General features: G+C 61.8%; 13 protein-coding genes. 8 read left to right on the top strand and 5 right to left on the bottom strand.

What is annotated here, in order from left to right:
• The first annotated feature begins 180 nt into the window (after positions 1-180).
• The 8 genes from HMPREF2527_RS06925 (at position 181) to HMPREF2527_RS06890 (ending at position 10498) form a co-directional block, all read left to right on the top strand.
• Complete coding sequence (locus HMPREF2527_RS06925) at positions 181-1179, top strand: bile acid:sodium symporter family protein (RefSeq protein ID WP_371326370.1); 999 nt, start codon at positions 181-183, stop codon at positions 1177-1179.
• Between the two features lie 647 nt (positions 1180-1826).
• Entirely contained in the window at positions 1827-3173 is a 1347-nt protein-coding gene (locus tag HMPREF2527_RS06920) for a glycosyl hydrolase family 28-related protein (protein WP_070507332.1), read from the top strand.
• Between the two features lie 403 nt (positions 3174-3576).
• The gene (locus HMPREF2527_RS06915) at positions 3577-4905 is read left to right on the top strand and encodes a glycosyl hydrolase family 28-related protein (RefSeq protein WP_070507331.1); all 1329 of its coding nucleotides are present in this window, start codon (positions 3577-3579) and stop codon (positions 4903-4905) included.
• A gap of 519 nt (positions 4906-5424) precedes the next feature.
• Positions 5425-6249 (top strand): S-layer homology domain-containing protein, encoded by an 825-nt coding sequence (locus HMPREF2527_RS06910; RefSeq protein WP_070507329.1) that lies wholly within the window; start codon positions 5425-5427, stop codon positions 6247-6249.
• Between the two features lie 229 nt (positions 6250-6478).
• Complete coding sequence (locus HMPREF2527_RS06905) at positions 6479-7279, top strand: exodeoxyribonuclease III (RefSeq protein WP_049357434.1); 801 nt, start codon at positions 6479-6481, stop codon at positions 7277-7279.
• Positions 7280-7601: 322 nt separating this feature from the next.
• Positions 7602-8564 carry a metal ABC transporter substrate-binding protein gene (locus tag HMPREF2527_RS06900; protein WP_070507324.1) on the top strand — a complete coding sequence of 321 codons (963 nt, stop codon included), beginning with the start codon at positions 7602-7604 and terminating at the stop codon, positions 8562-8564.
• A gap of 236 nt (positions 8565-8800) precedes the next feature.
• Positions 8801-9613, top strand: a complete 813-nt coding sequence (locus tag HMPREF2527_RS06895) for a metal ABC transporter ATP-binding protein (RefSeq protein ID WP_005507644.1) — start codon at positions 8801-8803, stop codon at positions 9611-9613.
• Positions 9614-10498 carry a metal ABC transporter permease gene (locus HMPREF2527_RS06890; RefSeq protein WP_012902755.1) on the top strand — a complete coding sequence of 295 codons (885 nt, stop codon included), beginning with the start codon at positions 9614-9616 and terminating at the stop codon, positions 10496-10498.
• Between the two features lie 94 nt (positions 10499-10592).
• On the opposite strand, the gene HMPREF2527_RS06885 is transcribed toward HMPREF2527_RS06890, so the two are convergent.
• The 5 genes from HMPREF2527_RS06885 to dacB form a co-directional block, all read right to left on the bottom strand.
• Entirely contained in the window at positions 10593-11324 is a 732-nt protein-coding gene (locus tag HMPREF2527_RS06885; protein ID WP_005504316.1) for a metal-dependent transcriptional regulator, read from the bottom strand.
• Positions 11325-11536: 212 nt separating this feature from the next.
• Entirely contained in the window at positions 11537-12157 is a 621-nt protein-coding gene (locus HMPREF2527_RS06880; RefSeq protein WP_005507641.1) for a hypothetical protein, read from the bottom strand.
• Positions 12158-12398: 241 nt separating this feature from the next.
• Positions 12399-13640 carry an MFS transporter gene (locus HMPREF2527_RS06875; protein ID WP_049346255.1) on the bottom strand — a complete coding sequence of 414 codons (1242 nt, stop codon included), beginning with the start codon at positions 13638-13640 and terminating at the stop codon, positions 12399-12401.
• 489 nt (positions 13641-14129) lie between these two features.
• On the bottom strand, positions 14130-17225 hold the full coding sequence (locus tag HMPREF2527_RS06870) for a DEAD/DEAH box helicase (RefSeq protein ID WP_070507323.1): 3096 nt from the start codon (positions 17223-17225) through the stop codon (positions 14130-14132).
• 207 nt (positions 17226-17432) lie between these two features.
• On the bottom strand, positions 17433-19001 hold the full coding sequence (gene dacB / locus HMPREF2527_RS06865; protein ID WP_070507322.1) for a D-alanyl-D-alanine carboxypeptidase/D-alanyl-D-alanine endopeptidase: 1569 nt from the start codon (positions 18999-19001) through the stop codon (positions 17433-17435).
• Between the last annotated feature and the right edge of the window lie 372 nt (positions 19002-19373).

The raw sequence follows: 19373 nt of genomic DNA, 5'->3' as shown, positions 1-19373 counted from the left end.
ACAGCTCAATAACCTTCACGAACCCGTCGGGGTGCCTGAGGCGCCCCGACGGGTTCTGCCGTTAACCGCCTCCTCACAGGCTCGTAGTCGGTTGCTACAGCCGCACATAACCTTCAACACCCCGCCTACAGCTGAGATGCACCCGGCACCCCCGACCCTTCACACAGACACAGGTCTAGAATGGACAGCATGCTCTCATCCCTTCGCTCCATCAAACTCGACCCGCTGCTGACCATGCTCATTAGCGCGGTCATCCTCGCCATTATCGTGCCTGCGCGCGGCGACTTCGCCGAATGGTTCAGTACCGGAACGAAGTTCGCGGTCGCCCTGCTGTTCTACCTGTACGGCGCCCGCCTCTCCACCGCGGAGGCGATTCGCGGCCTGACCCACTGGCGTCTGCACCTGATGATTTTGAGCTGCACGTTCGTGCTGTTCCCCCTGGTCGGTTTGGCGCTCTCACCGCTGCGTTTCGTGCTCGGTGATGGGCTGTACATGGGCATTCTGTTCTTGACCTTTGTGCCCTCGACCGTGCAGGCATCGATTGCGTTTACATCTATTGCGGGCGGTAATGTAGCGGCGGCGATTGTGAGTGCTTCGCTCTCCTCGATTGTGGGTGTGGTGGCGACCCCGCTGCTCGCCATGCTGCTGATGAACACGGGCCATATTGAGTTCTCTGGAACGGTCTTCCTGGACATCGCCATTCAGCTGTTTCTGCCGTTCGTGCTCGGTCAGCTGACGCGCCGCTGGGTGGGGGAGTTTGCCAAGAAGCCGACGACCAAGTGGCTGGATAAGTTCTCGGTCATGATGATTGTGTATTCGGCGTTTTCCGCTTCGGTGGTGCAGGGCGTGTGGACGCGCGTGGCGTGGTGGCAGATTGTGCTGCTGGTCGTGCTCATGGCGATTATTGTGGTGTTCATGCTGTGGCTGACTGACCAGCTGGCTAAGCGCCTGGGATTCAACCGTGCCGACCGCATTACGATTCAGTTCTGCGGTTCGAAGAAGTCGCTGGCGGCTGGCCTGCCGATGGCGATCATTATTTTTGGTGCGGGCTCGCTGGGCCTGATGATGCTGCCGATCATGATTTTCCATCAGGTTCAGTTGATGATTTGTACCTGGCTTGCGGGCCGCTATGCGCGCCTGGATGTGGTGGGTGCCGCCTCCGCGAAGGAAGTTCAGTAGGGGACTGTTGGGTTCCTACTGGGCGCCTGTCGGGGCGTTCGCCGGGGTGGCTAGCGGGCACCCTGGTGGACATCCCGGCGGGCGCTCCGACGGATACGCGCGGGCGCCCTTGAACCTGTGAGATAAGCCTCTGATGAGGGGTTTTAATGGGTTCTTTGGGTCTGGATGACCCGTCTGAAAAGTGATGTTGCGCGCTTTGGCAAAAATTCCCCTGACTAGTGCATTTACGTGCAAAATGTGACATTTGTACTGGTCAGTTGGTTTTCTGTGGGTTATCTGCACTCTATTGCACCAAAGTGACGAGCGAGACAATCAACACTATCGGGTGTTGAGCGGCGAAAAAGCCCCGATTTTGCCCTAGAATATTTTGTCGATGGGTTAGACAGATTTGCATCCTGTATGCAAGAATTTATGACTCATGTGGGAATGGTTGAGATTCACTCCCTCACACCGCCCACGAGCATTGATGCAGCGGATTCACTCCCCGCCCGCATCCCGCACCGGAAGAGACTCACTCACTCAACCGGAAGGAAGCTCAAAACCATTTATTCACTCAAACACAACTGGATACACTCAGCTTAATGACGCGCTTAGATTCCATCTATGCGCTAATCGCTGTCTGTATCCGCCAAGAAAGAGGACACTCCATGGCTACCATCATGAGCGTGAACGTATGCGATTCCAAGTACAACGCTGACCCCACCGGCGTACGAGACTCCACTAGTGCTATCCAGAAGGCTATCGATGATGTTGCTGCGCAGGGCGGCGGCTCCGTGGAGATTCCCGGCGGCATGTACCGCGTCTCCTACCCCTTCATCGAAATGAAGCACCGCGTCGAGATCTTCGGCCACGGTCAGGCAACCCGAATCGTCGCTTTCACCGACAAGGGTATTCCCTCCACCAAGAACGGTAGCTACGAATGCACCGGCGTTTTCCACACCGGTAGCTACACCACCCCCATGAGCGGTGGCACCAACCAGAACAAGCCCATGCGTATGGGCGTGCGTGACCTGTTCATCCGCACCAACAAGTACAACCTGCCGCTGGATTCTAAGAGCAACCAGATTTTCCTGGAGAAGCACACCCAGCCCGTCGACAACGTTGCAGGTGTCATCTTCCACACCCGCATTGCGGACGCTAATCCCGGTGAGCCGGACGCAGTGCCCACCCTGTCCAACATCGAGATTTGGGACACCGCCATCGGCGTTGCAATCCTGGGCCTGGACGACCAGGGCATGAAGATTGACAAGCTGCGCATCCGCCAGACCCTGCGCCAGGGCCTGCTGGTCGGTAAGCCCGTCGGCCACCCGCTGCGTGCCCGTGAGGGTGACACCCCCGGTGCGGCAGATAACAAGTTCTCCATGATTGACGTCTCTGACGCAAACATGAGCTTCGGCACCTACGCGGGTATTGAGATTTACACTTCTCAGTCCAAGTTCGAGGCGTCCACCAGCTGGTTCAACAAGCGCAACCAGGGTAAGAACGCCCTGTACGAGGTGAAGACCCGCCACGTGGGTGCAGGCTGGTTCATTCAGGGCACCCGCAACATGTTCATTGGCTGCACCGCCCAGGAGAACGCCGGTCACGGCTGGCTCGTGGAGTGGGGTAACAACCAGTTCATTGGCTGCCTGGGTGAGTCTTCGAGCTTCCAGGACGCTGTTACCGGCGCTGCTCGAGGTGACGAGGCGGCGAACTGGTACATTGGTCGTAACGCACGCGGTAGCCGCTTCGTGGCTCCTCGTTCGCACAACCCTTACAGCTGGGCGAAGGCTTCCCTGTACGGTTTCTACATTGAGAACAACATTCGCGATATGCACATTACGACTGCGTCCGCGAAGGATGACCGTATTGGTGAGAACAACATGATTGGCCGCCGTGTTCACGTGACCGGTGCTATGGGCGATAACGTGCTCATTGAGGTGGATCATATTCGCCACGCGACTTTCGCGCCGAAGCAGCTGGAGAAGCGCGGCAACGGCGTGTTCATGGGCTAATCCTCGCGGGTTAGGCTCTGTGAGCTGAGGCTCGTGATCACAAAATCTTAAAACGCATACGTCTGAGGGGCGGGGGGTAATCCCCGCCCCTCGGCGTTTAACCCGCACCCAAAACAGCCGAAAAACCGTAGAAAAACGGGGTAGGGGAGCAGGCATCACAGTGCCCGGTCATCGCCTCCACACGCCCAATGCGGTACCCTTGAGCAGAAGGCAGGTCTGCCGGTGCACAGACCCGCACACGTCAAAACACCCGCAGAAATGCGCCCAACACACCGCACCACACAAACTCAACACTGCACCCGCGCAGCACCGTATTCACCGCATACTGCCGTATTCACTCAATTCACTCACCACGCCGCCTTCAGCACCGAACGCGGTACCCATCGAAAGAATTGAGCCCCTCATGCCCGATACGCCCATGAGCATCAACGCCATCAACTACGGCGCAGACCCCACCGGTGCCAAAGACTCCACCGCAGCCATCCAGCGCGCAGTCGACGCTGTCGCCGCACGCGGCGGCGGATCCGTAGAACTACCCCGCGGCATCTACCGCGTCTCCTACCCCTTCATCGACATCAAGCACCGCGTCGAAATCTTCGGCTACGGCTCCTCAACCGTCGTCATCGCGCACTCCGACCGTGCCATCCCCACCACCGCCAACGGCCACACCGAATACACCGGCGTGTTCCACGTCGGCAGCTACACCACCCCCGTCTACGGCAGCTACAACGCCAACAAGCCCATGCGCATGGGCGTACGCAACCTGCATATCCGCACCAACGCCGCCAACACCCCCATCAGCAGCTACCCGCTCGATGCGCACACCGCCCCGCTGAACAACGTCGCCGGCGTCATCTTCCACACCCACCTGACCGGCGACCTGCTCAACGAACCGGACATCGTGCCTGTTATCGCAGGTGTGGAAGTCTGGGACACCGCCATCGGCGTTGCCGTGCTCGGCCTGGACGACCAGGGCATGAAAATTGACGACGTGACCATCCGCCGCACCCTCAACCAGGGTCTGCTGCTCGGCAAGCCCGCCGGCCACCCCCGCCGCCCCAATGAAGGACAGAACTCCGGCGCGGCAGACAACAAGCTGCGCGGTATCGACGTTGCCGAGGCGAATCTCAGCGGCGGCTCCTACGCCGGTATCGAGGTGTACGCGGCGCAGGCTAAGTTCGAGAACTGCTCCAGCAACAGCAACCACCGCACCAGCAACAAGAACGCCCTCTACGAGCCCGCCACCCGCCACGCCGGCGCAGGCTGGATCGTGCAGGGTGAACGCAACATGTTCATCGGCTGCACCGCACGCTCCAACGCGGGTCACGGCTGGATTGTTGAGTGGGCGCACAACGTCTTCATCGGATGCGAAGCGGAAGGTTCCAGCTGGGCTGGCACCGTCAGCGGTGCCGCCGGTGCCGACGAGGCCGCCAACTGGTACATCAGCCGCAACGCGCGCGGTACCCGCATGGTCGCGCCCGTTTCCTACAACCCGCCGGAGAAGCCCGCCTCCCTGTACGGCTTCTACATTGAAAACAAGATTTACGACCTGCGCATCACCGAAGGCACCGCCAAGGACGACCGCATCGGCGAGGGTAATATGCTCGGCCGCCGCGTGTACGTTACCGGCGCAATCGGCGCGAACGTGGTTATTGAGGTTGAGGAGTTGCGCCACTCCACCTCGCCCGCCGGTCAGCTCACCAAGGAAGCCTACAACGTGATGCGCGGTTAGTAGAGACTGACGGCAACTGACGGCAACTGACGGCAGCTAGTAGACACGCCCGAACCGGTTCGGGACTTTCCTGTGAATCGTGAGGGAGGCGCGTGTGCCCTAGTGGGTGCGTTATACCGCTATATATCAGCTAAAAATCAAAGCAGCTGTGAATGGAATACATACCATTCGCAGCTGCTTTGTCGTTTAGAACAATGTTTAATTTTTAATTGATAAAAGTCTCAATTAAATATTGAATAAAATATCAATATGTACTTTAAACTTTCTATGGCGGTGTAAAACAGTCCATTCACTGTGCATCACCATAGCCGTGCGACAGCATGCGGAACACGCACATCGTTGGTACACACCAAAACCGCATATTGCCGCACGTCAGCCCCTATTCATTGCCGCTTCTCACTATTCCTCAACGCACTCCTTTCCCCTTCTCTTATTCGCTCCATTTAGCGACCCCAAAATCGACCCTAAAAACCGGTTCCTTCCGGCCGGTTATCAACCACAATTACATAAGGACAACCCATGTTTTCGGTTATCTCCCGAGCACTCACACCCGCTCCCCGCGCACGCCGCGCCCTTGCCCTCACCCTCGCGCTCGCCCTCGGTGCCGTACCCGTCACCTCCGCAGTGAGCGCACAGCCTGCCGCCAATGCTGCAGAAGCCCACGCCGCAAAACCCGCAGTGAACCTGCAGCTCGTCATCAAGGCAGAGCAGCCCAAGGATGACCCCAGCTACGTCGAATGCGTCGCCAACTTCCTCGGCACCATGAGCGCCACCCCCGGCGTGTGGGCGGTCTGCCACGGCTACCTCGACAGCGAAGAATACACCGTCACCCGCCGCCACAGCGGTGCAAGCGTCACCCGCGGCCAGCTCGTGCGCATGCTCTACCGCATGGCTGGATCGCCGACCGTCAAGAACCTACCCAAGACCTCCCCCTACAAGGATGTGGCAACCACCGACCCGGACTACCCCGCCTACATCTGGGCGGCGGATGCGGGCATCACCTCCGGCTGGGATGACGGGCTCTTCCACCCGGACGACTACGCCACCCGCCACACCCTCGCCGCGTTCCTCTACCGTGCCGCAGGTAGCCCCGACGGTGCCGCACGCCTGCGCCAGATCCGCCGCCCGCTACGTGCCGAAGCTAAGAAGGTTGAGCAGTTCAAGGCTGAAAACCGTTGGGCAGCCCGCACCCTGGGTGCATACCCTGAGGTTGACCGCAATGGCGATGGTGTAGCAGACGTGGTGGACCCCGCCAGCCCCCTGTACTTCTCTGACGCCCTGTACATGCTCAAGGCGTACGGCGATAAGGGCCTGAAGATTGTGGGTACTCCCGCCGTTGATTAGGAATCCGCTGACTAGGAGTAATGCCGACTAGCTTTAGCGCTGACTAGATTCAGTGCTGACTAGCGCATATATTCACCGCCCGCCGGTGCTACCCAATGGGTTGCGCAGGCGGGCGGTGCTCTGTTCCGGGTGCTGTGCTGTTCTGGCAGGTTGCGAGCGCCCGTGCCCGCCGCGCCATCGCCTCCGTGCAATGAAGGGCGTCTGCGCTGCACCCGCTAAGCTAGAAGGCATGAAGATTGCCACCTGGAACATCAACTCAATCCGCGCCCGCGAGAACCGCGTCGAAGACTGGCTCGACGAACACGACGTTGACGTGCTCGCCCTGCAAGAAACCAAAACCAAGGACGAAACCTTCCCCTTCGACCTCTTCGAATTCATGGGCTACGAGGTTGCGCACTTCGGCCTGAATCAGTGGAATGGCGTGGCAATCGCCTCCCGAGTTGGCCTCGAAGACGTGCAGCGCGGCTTCGATAACCAGCCGCACTTCGGCAAGCCCGGCGAGCCCGAGGCGCTGGAGGCGCGCGCTATTGGTGCGACCTGCGGCGGTGTGCGTGTCTGGAGCCTCTACGTGCCCAACGGCCGCGGCCTGACCGACCCGCACATGGACTACAAGCTCCGCTGGATGGAGGCGCTGCGTCAGAACGTGCACAACGAACTGGCGGCTAACCCGCAGTCGCAGCTTGCCCTGGTCGGTGACTGGAACGTCGCCCCCGAGGATGCCGACGTGTGGGATATAGACTACTTCCTGCGCAACGAAATGACCCACGTTTCCGAACCCGAACGCCGCGCTTTCGCCGCCCTACTCGAAGAGGGCATGGTGGACGTAGTACGCCCGCACACTCCGGGCGAGTACACCTACTGGGACTACCAGGCGGGCCGCTTCACCAAGGATGAGGGCATGCGCATTGACTTTCAGCTGTTCTCGCCCGCGCTCGCCGCACGCGTGGAACGTGCCTGGATCGATAAGGTGGAACGCGCCGGTGAAGGCGCAAGCGACCACACGCCGGTCGTGGTTGAGATTGCCGACTAATCCGAGCGTATAGCTTGCCGTAGAACCGCGTGTAGTAAGGAGGCGGGGGAGGGGTCCCCGCCTCCTTGCTGTATATGCCGGTGCTTCTGTCCTGTGTTTCTGCGCGCCTGCTCCTGGGTTTCTGCCAATATTTCGGGGTTTTCTGTGTGGCTTAGTTGAAAAGTTCGGCTAGCCGAACTATTGTTAAATTCCGCCCGGGACGACAGGCAAAAGCGCATTATGATGCCTGCGCAGACACAACCGTGTCCCTAGCGTCCCGGCGCGGCAAACTCCACACATCAACCACATACTCAAACCCGTGACTTCTAATGAAGGATGCCTCATGAACGCTTTCACCCCCGCAGGCAGCAACGCACGCCGCCTCGTCCAGGCGCTCTGCGCCGCCCTCGCACTCACCCTGCTACTCGTGCTCACCGGCTGCGGTAGCACCTCCAGCACCACCGAAGGCGCTAAGAGCAGTAGTAGCAAGAAGACCGTGCTCACCACCTTCACCGTGCTCGCAGACATCGCCCGCAACGTGGCAGGCGACGACCTGAACGTCGAATCCCTCACCAAGCCCGGTGCAGAGATCCACGAGTACGAGCCCACCCCCTCCGACCTGAAGAAGGCGCACGCCGCCGACCTGGTGCTCGACAACGGCCTGAACCTCGAATCCTGGTTCGCGAAGTTCGTTGAAGAATCCCACGCTAAGCACGTGACCGTCTCCGAGGGGGTCACGCCCATCTCCATTACCGAGGACGCCTACGCGGGCAAGCCCAACCCCCACGCCTGGATGAGCCCCAGCAACGTGCAAAAGTACGTGGACGTGATGATTCGCGAATTTAGCGCCCTCGACCCGAGCCACGCCGCCGACTACAAGTCCCGCGGTGAAGCCTACAAGAAGCAGTTGCAGGGCGTGCGTGACGAGCTCGTCAAGGAAATCTCCACCCTGCCCGAGAACCAGCGCGCACTGGTCACCTGCGAAGGCGCCTTCTCCTACCTGGCGGCAGACGCGGGCCTGAAGGAAAAGTACATTTGGGCGGTCAACTCCGAACAGCAGGCGACCCCCTCGCAGATTTCCTCCGCGATCGATTACGTGCGCGAGAACCAGGTGCCCGCCGTGTTCTGCGAATCCACCGTCTCTGACAACCCGATGCGCCAGGTCGCAGACGCCACCGGCGCACGATTCGGCGGCGTGCTCTACGTGGACTCCCTCTCCGAAGCGAACGGCCCCGTGCCCACCTACCTAGACATGATTCGCTACGACGCCCGCACCATCGTGGCGGGCCTCAAGGGCAACTCCTAAACCCGGCATAAACCCCGAATAAACCCGGTAGAAACCCGGGCCAAACCCGGCATCGAAAACCCCGGGTAAACCCTAAACCCCCGATAGGGTAGGAGGGGCGGTCGCCTTCATGGCTCCACTCCTCCCAGCCGTTAACACCCGCCCACACGGCACCTACTCAGCAATACCCACTCAGCAACACGCAAGCAAGTACACCCGCCCCACGCATACGGTGACCACCAGAAAGAACACAAGGAATGAGCACTCTTCTCAGCTGCGAAAATGTGCACGTGAACTACGGGCCAGTCCGTGCCCTCACCGGCGCATCCTTCACCCTGGACACCGGGCGTATCTGCGGCCTGATTGGCATGAACGGCTCCGGCAAATCCACCCTCTTCAAAGCCATCATGGGGGTCGTGCCCATGCACGCCGGAAGCATCACCCTCGACGGGCAGCCCGTCGGCGGTAACCGTGGCAGCCGCGGCAAGAACGCGCACCACCACCGCGCCGGACTCGTCAGCTACGTGCCGCAGAGCGAAGAAATCGACTGGACCTTCCCCATCTCCGTGCGTGAGGTCGTCAGCATGGGACGCTACCGCAACCTCGGCATCACCCGCCGCCTGCGTGCCGCAGACCGTGCTGCCGTGGATGAGGCGCTCGCCCGCGTGGAACTGACCGACCTTGCCGACCGTCAGATTGGGGCGCTCTCGGGCGGTCAGCGTAAGCGCGCCTTCGTGGCACGCGCTATCGCCCAGGGCGCCCAGCTGCTGTTGCTGGATGAGCCTTTCGCCGGCGTGGACAAGCGCAGCGAGGCGATGCTCATTCAGGTCATCGAACAGCTGCGTGACGAGGGCGCGACCGTGCTGGTTTCCACGCACGACTTGGCGAGCCTGCGCCAGTTTGCCGACGAGGCGCTACTGCTGCGCGGCACAATTCTGATGCACGACACCCCCGAGAAGGTGCTCGCCCCCGAGAACCTGGTGCGTGCCTTCGGCATGGAGGTGGACGCCGGCGCGCCGGTCGCTGCTACCGGCACTACTGCAAACAGCTCTGCGGAAGGGAAGAACTAAATGGACATCCTCAACTTTCTGGTGGAGCCGCTGACCCTGCCCTTCATGCTCCGCGCGTTCGTGGTCACCGTCATAGCCGCCGCCGTCTGCGCCCTGCTCTCCTGCTGGCTCGTGCTGCTCGGTTGGTCGCTCATGGGTGACGCAATCTCGCATGCGGTGCTACCCGGCGTGGTGCTCGCCTACATTTTCGGTGCGCCCTTCGCAGTGGGCGCGGTCATTGCCGCACTCCTGGCTGTGGCGCTCATCGGCGGGGTGCGGCGTAGCGGCCGCGTGCGCGAAGACGCCGCGATCGGCATCGTGTTCACGACCATGTTCGCGTTCGGTCTGGTGCTGATTTCGGTCACGCCGTCGAATACCGACCTGAACCATATTCTCTTCGGTAACGTGCTGGGCGTGTCCTGGTCGGACGTCTGGCAGGTCGCTATCCTCGCGGTGGTGGTTGCCGCCGTGCTGCTGGTCAAGCGCCGCGACTTCGTACTGTACGCCTTCGACCCGGGCTTCGCGCAGGCGGTGGGGCTGCGTCCGCGTCTGCTCGGCGCGCTGCTACTCATTATGCTGGCGCTGACCTCCGTGGTGGCGCTGCAGATCGTGGGCGTGGTGCTGGTCGTGGCGATGCTTGTCATCCCCGGCTCCACCGCACGCCTCATTACCGACCGGTTCGTGCCGATGCTCGCGGTGAGCGTGGGAGTCTCCCTGCTGGGCACGCTGACCGGCCTGTACGCCAGCTACCACGCGGATGTATCCCCCGGTGGTGCCGTGGTCGTCACGCAGGGCATACTGTTCGCCCTGGCGTACGTGTTTGCCCCGCGCTACGGTCTGCTGGGCAGGATGCGTGCCCGCCGACTCAGCACTGCTGCAACGAAAACTGAGCCCTCAGCTTCCTAAAACTAACTCAATACAGCGCTAGGCGGAGGCCCTTTACGGGACCTCCGCCTAGCGCTATTTTCTGAAATTCTAGGGTGCCTCTACCGCCCTGCGCCTAGCGCACCGTGCGGGACACGAACAGGGAGGCGGTCGCCTCCGCACCCAACGGAATAATGGTGCCGCCGGGCTTCACCGCGCCAGCCGCGTCCGTCTCGTGCAGGTTGCCGGAACCGGCACCGACCACGCTCACGTTCACCGCCTCCGAGAAGGGCGCACCCTCCTCAATGTGTAGGCGCACGCCGGGCACAAAACCGTGGCCCTGCAGGTAACGCAGCAGGCGCGGGTCATCATCGTTAATGCGTTCGAGCACGACTGTTTCGCCGGGTTCGCACTGGCTCAGCGGCACGGTCTGCGGAAAACTAATATGCCCCGAAGAATCCGGAATCGGGTCGCCGTGCGGGTCGCGGGTCGGGTGCCCCAGCAGGGTGTCGATGCGGTCCACCATGAAGTCGGATACCGCGTGCTCCAGAACCTCCGCCTCGTCGTGCACACGGTCCCAGGTGTAGCCGAGCGTCTCCACGAGGAACGTCTCAATGAGGCGGTGGCGGCGGATCATTGCCAGCGCGTAGGAGCGGCCGGTTTCAGTGAGCTCAATAGCGCCGTAGGGCTGATGCTCGATCAGGTCGGCGGCGGCGAGGCGCTTGAGGCCGTCAGATACCGAAGAAATGCGCAGGCCCATGCGTTCTGCCAGGGCGGATGCGGTGGCAGGGGTTTTGGTCCATTCTTCGAGGCTCCAGATTTCCTTGAGATAGTTCTGGGTGCTGACGGAAAGTTCTGAAAGAGGCATAAAGATAAGTCTACCTTTTCTCTGGTTTTGCCCGTCGAGCTACAGGGTATTCAGCGCGGGCTTAAAGAGCGTCCCGCCCGGACGGTTCACCCCTGGCAGGGGGTGACCATCACGGGCGGGATCAGGTGTTCGGTTCCGCGCTGGCAGGTACGAGAGGCTGGTAGGCACTATAGGCGGGCAAGCGCGAAAGAATGAGGGATGCGCGGCGGCGGTTAGGTGGCGCGGCGGCGCGAACGGTCAATACGGGTCAGCAGTTCGATGAGCGCACCGCGTGCCGCCTGCTCCTCGTGCCAGAGGGAGCGGACGAGGGTGCGGCTGACCGCCTGGGTGGTGATGCCGAGTGCGGTTGCGGCGGCCTTCTGTTGGCCGCGCACGCCGGGTACGAGCAGGTTTACTACGCGCCATTCGGCGTCGGTGCGGTCGGCGCATACGCGGTAGAGTAGGCGTGCGGAGCCTGCGGCGAGGTCGGCGAGGTGGCGGTTGTCGGCGCTGACGCTGATGCAGCGTACGGGTGCGCCTCCTTGTGCTTCTTCGACGGCGAGGCGTGAGAATTCGAGGGCGTCGCCGGTGCAGTCGGTGGTGCTGACGGCGCCGAGTGCGCCTGCGAATCGGGGGATGTTGAGCTCGCCGATTCCGATGCCGACCCAGAAGCCGTTATCGCGCGCGGCAATGAGCGCCGCGTGGAGTGCGTCGCTGGCGCGGTCGAAGGCGCCCTGAATTTCGTCAGGGTATGTCTGGGCGAAGGCAACACGCGGGTTGAGCTTTGCGAGTTCGTCCGACAGTGCAGTGAGTGAGTGCTGTGCGGAACGTTGAATAAAGGTTAGAACGAACACCTTCCTATTATGCCGTAAAACCTTCAACAAGCGGCGTAAGGTTCGCCGTAATACCGGCAACATTTAAACCCCTAAAAATGCGCATTGATAAGGGGAATTATCGTGAGCATGCACTGTGTGCAGAAATCCTTGAAAGGACGTAGAACACCCCCGAAAGGAAAATAATTTTCATGCAAGTGCACGTTGAATTATTCGCTTTCGGGGGCGTTGAGTGGAGTTGATAGACGGGGCTACCGCGGAACTACTGTGCGTTCGTTACCTGCGAGATATGCGGCAGCTGACGTAGCGGCTTCTGGAATACCATCACCACCAGCGACAGGAAAATGAACACCGCGTAGAACAGCGCCGTGTACGTAATACCCCAATCAACAATGAGGAAGCCTGCCAGCAGAACAGCCAGCGGGGTCAGCGCCATGTTCGGGATGCCCTGCACCGAGTGCACGCGACCGATCATGTGCTCCGGGGTGGACGCGTTGATGTACGCAATGATGCTCGAATTGAAGGAGGGAAGCACAATACCCGCCAGCACAATCAGCAGACACACCGCCCACAGCATCGAATGAACCACCGGCAGCAACAGGTAGCACGCCGACATGATGGCCAGGGAGGTGATACCGAGCGGGCCGAGCGCAAACTTCTCGGTCAGCGGGCCGACCAGGAACGAGCCGAGCAGCACGCCCACGCCGAAGGCGCTCGCAAAGATGCCGATGAAGAGCGGGTGTGCGCCCTCCAGGGTGTAGTAGTAGATGAAGGTGAGCGGAATACCGACCGTTCCAAAGTTCGCGAGCGTTGAAACGAACGCAATGGACACCAGCACCTTGTTCTTCAGGATGTACTCGAAACCGGCTTTTGAGTCCTGCCAGAAGCTGGTTTTCTCGCCTTCCTCCTCTTCCGCGGGCTGCCGACTAGCGCCGTAGCTCTTGGGTGCGACGATGAATGCCAGCAGGTTGACGACCGCGTGAACTGCGGTCATGAGCACGGTCGAGAAGCCGATAATGATGCCGGCGACCGGGCCGCCCAGCAGGTTAGCGGTGGACTCGCGCGTCTCGCCCATACCGGAGGCGTACCCCAGGTGTTCCTTGGGGACTACACGGGTGATGATGGACTGTTCACTCGGGTAGTCAAAGGTGGAAATGATAGCGGCGAGAGAAATCGTGATCACCAAAACGTAAATGTTGGTGACGTTGAAAACGAGGTAGAGAAGAATCGCGACCCAGGACAGCGCCTGGCCAATGCAGGACAGTGCCAGGCACTTTGAGGGGCCGATTCTGTCGACCCACGTTCCAGATATTGCTCCGGCGCAGGTGGCGAGAACACCCGCGACGAAGAGGGTGATACTCGCAGCTTCGGGGGAGCCGGTCAGCGCCAAAATAATGATGGGCGTGGTGATATAGCTCATCGAGTCTGAGAGCTGGTTGGCTCCAATGGCGAAGAGAGTATTTCGAAAATCTCTATTCTTGAGTAGCTCGGTGTTGACACTCATGGGGGACCTCCACGATGGGGTTTATGGTGTCGCGCGGCGTGCAATCCGTCGTGCGTAGTTCGTTGTGCGCAATTCGTAGCGCGCAATCGTATGAGTGAATACCCCGACAGTCGGCTATGCCTGCCTGTATTCGTCTGTTTTCGCCTGTGCTCGCCGATCATGACGGGCCCGCCGGTTATCACGGGGTGGTTGAGGATGCACGGGGCGGCTCATCGGGAGCCACCCCCCCCGCACAAGAAGTGTGTCGCGCGATACTTTAGATTCTATAAGAGATGTGAATCATATACATGAACGCTAGTTGAAAAACTTTCCTCATTTTGAGTATTGACATTAGGGTTAGGATGACTACAATTCAGTCTTGGTGCTTCCGCCCAACCGAACCCTGAAATAACCCGATTGAACCCGGTTGCGGGCGCACCAAAGACGCCCCCGCAACGCAGCGGGCGGGGGAGTGTAGAAGAGCGCAGAATAAGGGCTGCACTAGGGGCGCTACTCCACCAGGCCCGCGAAGCCCGACAGAGCCAGCACCTCCTCAACATCCTGCGGCACCGAACGCGCCACCCATGGCGAATGCACCAACACCGCCTGCCACTGACCGCGCGACACCGCCACATTCAAACGATTCGGCGACAGCACAAACCCGGCACCGCGCCCAGAATCAACCCGCGACGACGCCAACGACACCAACACCACCGCAGCCTCCTGACCCTGGAACTTATCCACCGTGCCCACACGCACACCAGCACCCGAAGAATCCGCCAAACCAGTAGCAATCAGCGCCTCACGCACACAATCAACCTGCGCGTTATACGCCGCCACCACAATGCAATCCTCCGCCGCCAGAGGGCGCGGCTCAGCACCAGCCGCCGGAACCCACTCACGACCCAACAACTCGCGCACGCAATCCACCACCGCCTGCGCCTCCTGCACAGAACGCACCGAACAGCCCACATGCTCCACCGGATACGACACCACACCCGGCGCAACACCCTGCAGGGCGCGACCAGCCGTCGCCGCCGCGCTCGCCAATGCGCCATCATAGGACAGCCACGAAACCCGCTCGCACAACGCCGAATCCATGCGCCACGACTCACCCAAGAAATAGCCAAAACGAGGATCCAGCGCCGCCGCCCCGTCAGACAACCAGCCCAGCGCAGAAACGTCCACCGGGTACGGGTGCACACCCGTCGACACCTGCGGCAACTGCTGCGGGTCCCCCAGCAGCAGCACCGAACGCGCCGCACGAGCCGCCGCCACCGTATTCGTCAGCGAGAACTGGCCCGCCTCATCAACCACCAGCACGTCCAGCGACCCGGCGGGCACGCGACGCTCACTCACGTAATCCCATACCGTGCCGCCAAAGAGCAGACCGCCTTCACCGGAAATCAGCTCCACCAGCTCAGAATCAGACACTTCAGACCACGGGGCGTCCGGGGTCACCGACTTGCCACGCAGACGCACCGCGCGGGAGGCATCAAAACCATCACGGGCACAGCACGCCAGCATGAGATTCTCAATCACCGCATGCGACTGAGCGACCACGCCCACCTTCGCACCCTCAGCCACCAGACGCGCAATCACATGCGAGGCGAGGAAGGTCTTACCCGCACCGGGAGGGCCCTGAACCGCCACATAGGAATGGTCGAGAGCGCGAACCGCCGCGTGCACGGCATCCACCGTGGGCAGGTCAGAGGCGGAAAAATCAACCTCAAGGGGTAGATTTTCTGCATTCTTGGCGTTCGAGGCGCCCTTCTTCAGGCGCGGCGCGCGGCGGAACAACAAATCCGTGGAGGCACTCTCCACCCCCGTCAGCGAAGCCGCCGCATCGAGCACGCTCGGCAGGATGCTGGGGGAGGAGGGGGTATTGGAGGGCTTGGAATCCTCGCCGGGCACGGGGCCATTAAGCACGGGGTCGCTCGGCATGAGGGTGCCGTTGAACAGCAGCCCGTGCACATCAGCCTGCAGAGCCGCCTCAATCGTCGCCGTAGACACCGGATCGCCAGGACCAATACCCGAAGGCAGGGCACCGTGCGGCTCATCCTTCACGCGGATGCGCTCCTGCAGAAGCACCTCCAGGAACTCGCCAGCCGACTCTTCGCCAGCCGACTCTTCGGCAGCCTTTTCGGGGTCCGCAGAATCCTCGGAACCGGCACCGAAACCGCCCTGCGTCACAGCCAGCACACGCAAGCCAAAGAAACCCGTCGCCGTCAACTCGGCAGGCACACGCTCACCCGGATTCGACGCACGGAAATAATTCACCTGCGACTCCATACGGTCCAGCGCAATCTGCGGGCTCAACCCCGCCTCATACGCACAAAACACCGCACGGTCAGAGGGCGCAATCACCAGGCTCGGGTCAGCCTCAATTCGCGCACGCAACAGGCGCACCTGCGCGCCACGCACACGATACCAGCCGGGGGCGTCCGGCACCTCGGTGGGCTCCTTCATGGCGGCGGCAAGCGCCTCCAAATCGGCGGGGGCGTTCAGAAGAGCCTGCGCCTGCTCGGTGGTGAGCACCTGCACCCGATCAAGGTACGCATAATCGCGGCTCGCCACCCACGCCGTCGGGCCGTCCTCGAGGCGGCGAATGTGCTCACGCCAGAACGGGGCACGCTCGCGGCGGTGGTAGTTCGTCATGGATAGCAGCATCGCCGCCTCAAGCTCACCGGCACCCCAGCCGTGCTCTGCCGCGTGCTCCTCCAGGGAGGCGAGCTGCGCGTCCAACAGGCACTGCAGACGGTACTGTTCGCTGTCATTCTCCACCGCGGCGGGCACGCGGTACATGACCGGGTGCTCCTCAGTTTCGGGATTCTCGGCGGTATCTTCGGCAGTGTCTTCGGTGACGAGCTCCGGGGCTTCGGTCGCGAGGGCAAGAGATGCCGCCGCATTCAGGCACGCCGGGCACTCGTTGCAAGTCAGAAAATACGGGATGCGCTCGGCAAGTTCCGCCGGTTCTACACCCTCGTTCAGTGCCTCGGTGAGCATCAGGAGGCGCTGCTCCTGCAGGCGAATCAGCGGCAGAATACGCGCCGAATCAACCCTGTGAGGTTGAGGAACGGGGGAGTGGTGCTCAGCGTGCTCGGTGGGCCCCGATTCGGACCCCGCGCTGTACTCATTTGCGCCGTACTCATCCACGCCGTGCTCTAGGTGAAGGTCGAGGCGCGCGGTATTCTCGGCGCTCTCGGTTGCACTAGCGGTCAGCAGGTGCGCCGCCAGGGCACCGCGCAACAGCGCCCGATGCGCCGCCTCACCCAGGTGCGGGGTGCAGACAATCTGGGCGGTATTGCTCTCGGCGGTGCTGTCCACAACCGAGCAGTCGAGGCGGTCGAGCTCCACCGTGTAGGTCAGCCCCGCCGCGGAGGTCGCCACCAGGAGCAAGGGGTGTGCTGTGCCGCCCGCATGCTCACCGCCGACCACTCCGCCCTTGGTTAGCACTCGCAGGCACTCGCGGTATGCCTCGCGGGCGCGCTCAAGCTCAGCCGGGCGTGCAGTCTGCTTCTGCGCACGCTCCCGAAGCTCGGTGTAGAGCCGCAGTTCGCAGGCGGAGGTAGCGGTCAGATCAGCGAGGGTGAAGGTAAGGTCCATGGTGACTTTTCTGCTGGAGGAGAGAGAAACAAGGCGGGTGTGAAACCCTGTCGGGTGAGCGGGCGCGAGCCCCGGTTGAGGAGTCTGGCGGCACCCCGTGCCCCCTCGCCCCGAGAGGTTGATTTTCGGGTTTCACGTGAAACATTACAGAAAATCAACCTGCACGGGATGATTTATGAGGCTTTTGGGGCTATTTGGGCACACACGCTAGGAGGCTGTACCCGCCGCAGCCGCGGTAGAAACTGCCGCCGAAGCGCTCGCCGCTACCGCAGAGGGACTGGCAGAAGCACTCGGCGCGGTCGAACGGTTCGCAATCGCCGCCGCCGCCGCGTCCACGCGTTCCTTCGCGGCGGGTAGTGCATCCGCACCGCCCAGATCGTTCAAAATAATCGCGAAAATCAGGTGGGTGCCGTCGGGTCGGGTCGCCACACCGCACAGCGAAGACACCGTGTACAAGGTGCCGGTCTTCGCCTGCACAAAAGTGCGTGCGTGCACGGCGTTCGCCGCACCAAAACGACCGGACAGGGTGCCGCTCACGCCCGCGACCGGGAACGTGCTCATCAGCTGCTCCGCATGCTCATCAACATTCAGCAGAGCCACAACCTGCACGAGGGTTCGGGCGGTCACGCGGTCCGTCAAGGACATGCCGCACACGTCAGCCTGCACCAGGTTTTCAATGTTCACGCCGGCATCCACGAGTGCCTGGCGCACGGTCTGCTGTGCCGCTTCGCCGCTGCCTTCCTTACCTGCGGCGATGGCGGCGCAACGGCCGAGCACCTCGGCGAGGGCGTTGTCGGATTCGAGCATCATGTGTTGTGCCTGCTCCAGCAGGGTTGCCGATTCGACCGCGGCGATTTCGACTGCCTCCGCGGGGGCGGTGCGACGCTCCGCGAGGGTGAAGCTCATGCCGGACTCCTTGCCGGCGGTGTTGAGCGCATCCACGAACGCCTGCTGGGCGGCAACCGCCGCATCGTCCGGGCGTACCGGGTTGCTTGCGGTGGACTTGCCCGGCACCGTGTGCGATTCGAGCGCAATCGGGTGAATGGGCGTGATCTGGCCGGACGCCACGTCCGCGTCATCCCAGCCGGGGTTCACGCCGGGGCCGGTGAAGAAGGTGCCGTCAAGGTAGACGGGCAGTGCCGCGGTCGGCTTCTCGCCCTCGTTCAGCGCCTTCACGGTCAGCTCGGCGAGGGTGGTGAGGCCTGCGCGTCCGACGATCTGCTTTGGGTTGGAGGCGCCCGCACCGAGCAGGGTGTCGCCGCCCGCCATGAGGTACAGTCCGGCGGCGTCGCGGGTTACGCGGGTGCGCAGGCGTGCCTGTAGGTTTGCGTAGCGGTTGAGCGCGAACAGGGTCAGCACCTTAAAAGTGGAGGCGGGCACGCGCGCGGTGTCGGCGTTGGCGGCGTACAGGTCGGCGGGTGCGGTGGTTGCCTTGATGCTGGGCAGGTTGCCGTCCATGCCGGTGACGAGCAGGCTGTACTGCGGGTAGGTGCCGTCCGCGAAGAGCGCGGTGAGGGCGGCACGTAGTTGCTCCTGTTCCGCTTCAGGTAGTGCGGGTGCGAGGGTCGGGGTGGCGCTCGGGGTTGCGGAGGCGGTCGCCTCGGCGGTGCCGGTGGGGCTACCGGTTGCGCTGCCGGTGGGGCTTGCGGAACCTTCGGGGCGTTTCTGTTCGGTTGCGGCGGATCCGCAGGCGGTGAGGAGGAACATGCCGCCGAGGGTGAGGGCGGCGCGGCGGGTGAGGGTGGTGGTCTGGGTGTTGTGCTTGTTGGAAGGCATCTTTTGAGCATAGCGGGCGGATGGGGTACCTATCGAATTTACGCGCCGGTGCTGGGATGCTCATCCGCGTTCCTGCTGCCCCTCACGAACCCTATCTGGGCTGCCCGGTACGGCGGCCGGGTGTGGCGGCGGGGTGCGCTGGCGGGCGTGGGACTAGGCGGAATGTTAACGGCAGTTTGAGGTAAATACGCTTTCGGGAGGTAGTGCTTTGACTCCACAACTATGACCCAAAACTCCATGAAGAGTCTGCAGTTTTCCCATGTAACAAGATTCTTGGTTATGCCAGCTCTTATAATTGCCCTTCAATGACTTCTGATGTGTTGGAGTAATGCCGCCATCTAGGTATTGTCAGGCTGCTAATGTGCGCCATGA

Source organism: Rothia sp. HMSC071B01 (assembly GCF_001808945.1).
Classification (GTDB): domain Bacteria; phylum Actinomycetota; class Actinomycetes; order Actinomycetales; family Micrococcaceae; genus Rothia.
The sequence above is the reverse complement of the archived record's forward strand: the minus strand, read 5'-3'. Positions and strand labels throughout refer to the sequence as shown.

Bases quoted from the DNA above. Each gene is read 5' to 3' on its own strand.
- HMPREF2527_RS06925 (WP_371326370.1), top strand. From the start codon at position 181: ATGGACAGCATGCTCTCATCCCTTCGCTCCATCAAACTCGACCCGCTG.
- HMPREF2527_RS06920 (WP_070507332.1), top strand. From the start codon at position 1,827: ATGGCTACCATCATGAGCGTGAACGTATGCGATTCCAAGTACAACGCT.
- HMPREF2527_RS06915 (WP_070507331.1), top strand. From the start codon at position 3,577: ATGCCCGATACGCCCATGAGCATCAACGCCATCAACTACGGCGCAGAC.
- HMPREF2527_RS06910 (WP_070507329.1), top strand. From the start codon at position 5,425: ATGTTTTCGGTTATCTCCCGAGCACTCACACCCGCTCCCCGCGCACGC.
- HMPREF2527_RS06905 (WP_049357434.1), top strand. From the start codon at position 6,479: ATGAAGATTGCCACCTGGAACATCAACTCAATCCGCGCCCGCGAGAAC.
- HMPREF2527_RS06900 (WP_070507324.1), top strand. From the start codon at position 7,602: ATGAACGCTTTCACCCCCGCAGGCAGCAACGCACGCCGCCTCGTCCAG.
- HMPREF2527_RS06895 (WP_005507644.1), top strand. From the start codon at position 8,801: ATGAGCACTCTTCTCAGCTGCGAAAATGTGCACGTGAACTACGGGCCA.
- HMPREF2527_RS06890 (WP_012902755.1), top strand. From the start codon at position 9,614: ATGGACATCCTCAACTTTCTGGTGGAGCCGCTGACCCTGCCCTTCATG.
- HMPREF2527_RS06885 (WP_005504316.1), bottom strand. From the start codon at position 11,324: ATGCCTCTTTCAGAACTTTCCGTCAGCACCCAGAACTATCTCAAGGAA.
- HMPREF2527_RS06875 (WP_049346255.1), bottom strand. From the start codon at position 13,640: ATGAGTGTCAACACCGAGCTACTCAAGAATAGAGATTTTCGAAATACT.
- HMPREF2527_RS06870 (WP_070507323.1), bottom strand. From the start codon at position 17,225: ATGGACCTTACCTTCACCCTCGCTGATCTGACCGCTACCTCCGCCTGC.
- dacB (WP_070507322.1), bottom strand. From the start codon at position 19,001: ATGCCTTCCAACAAGCACAACACCCAGACCACCACCCTCACCCGCCGC.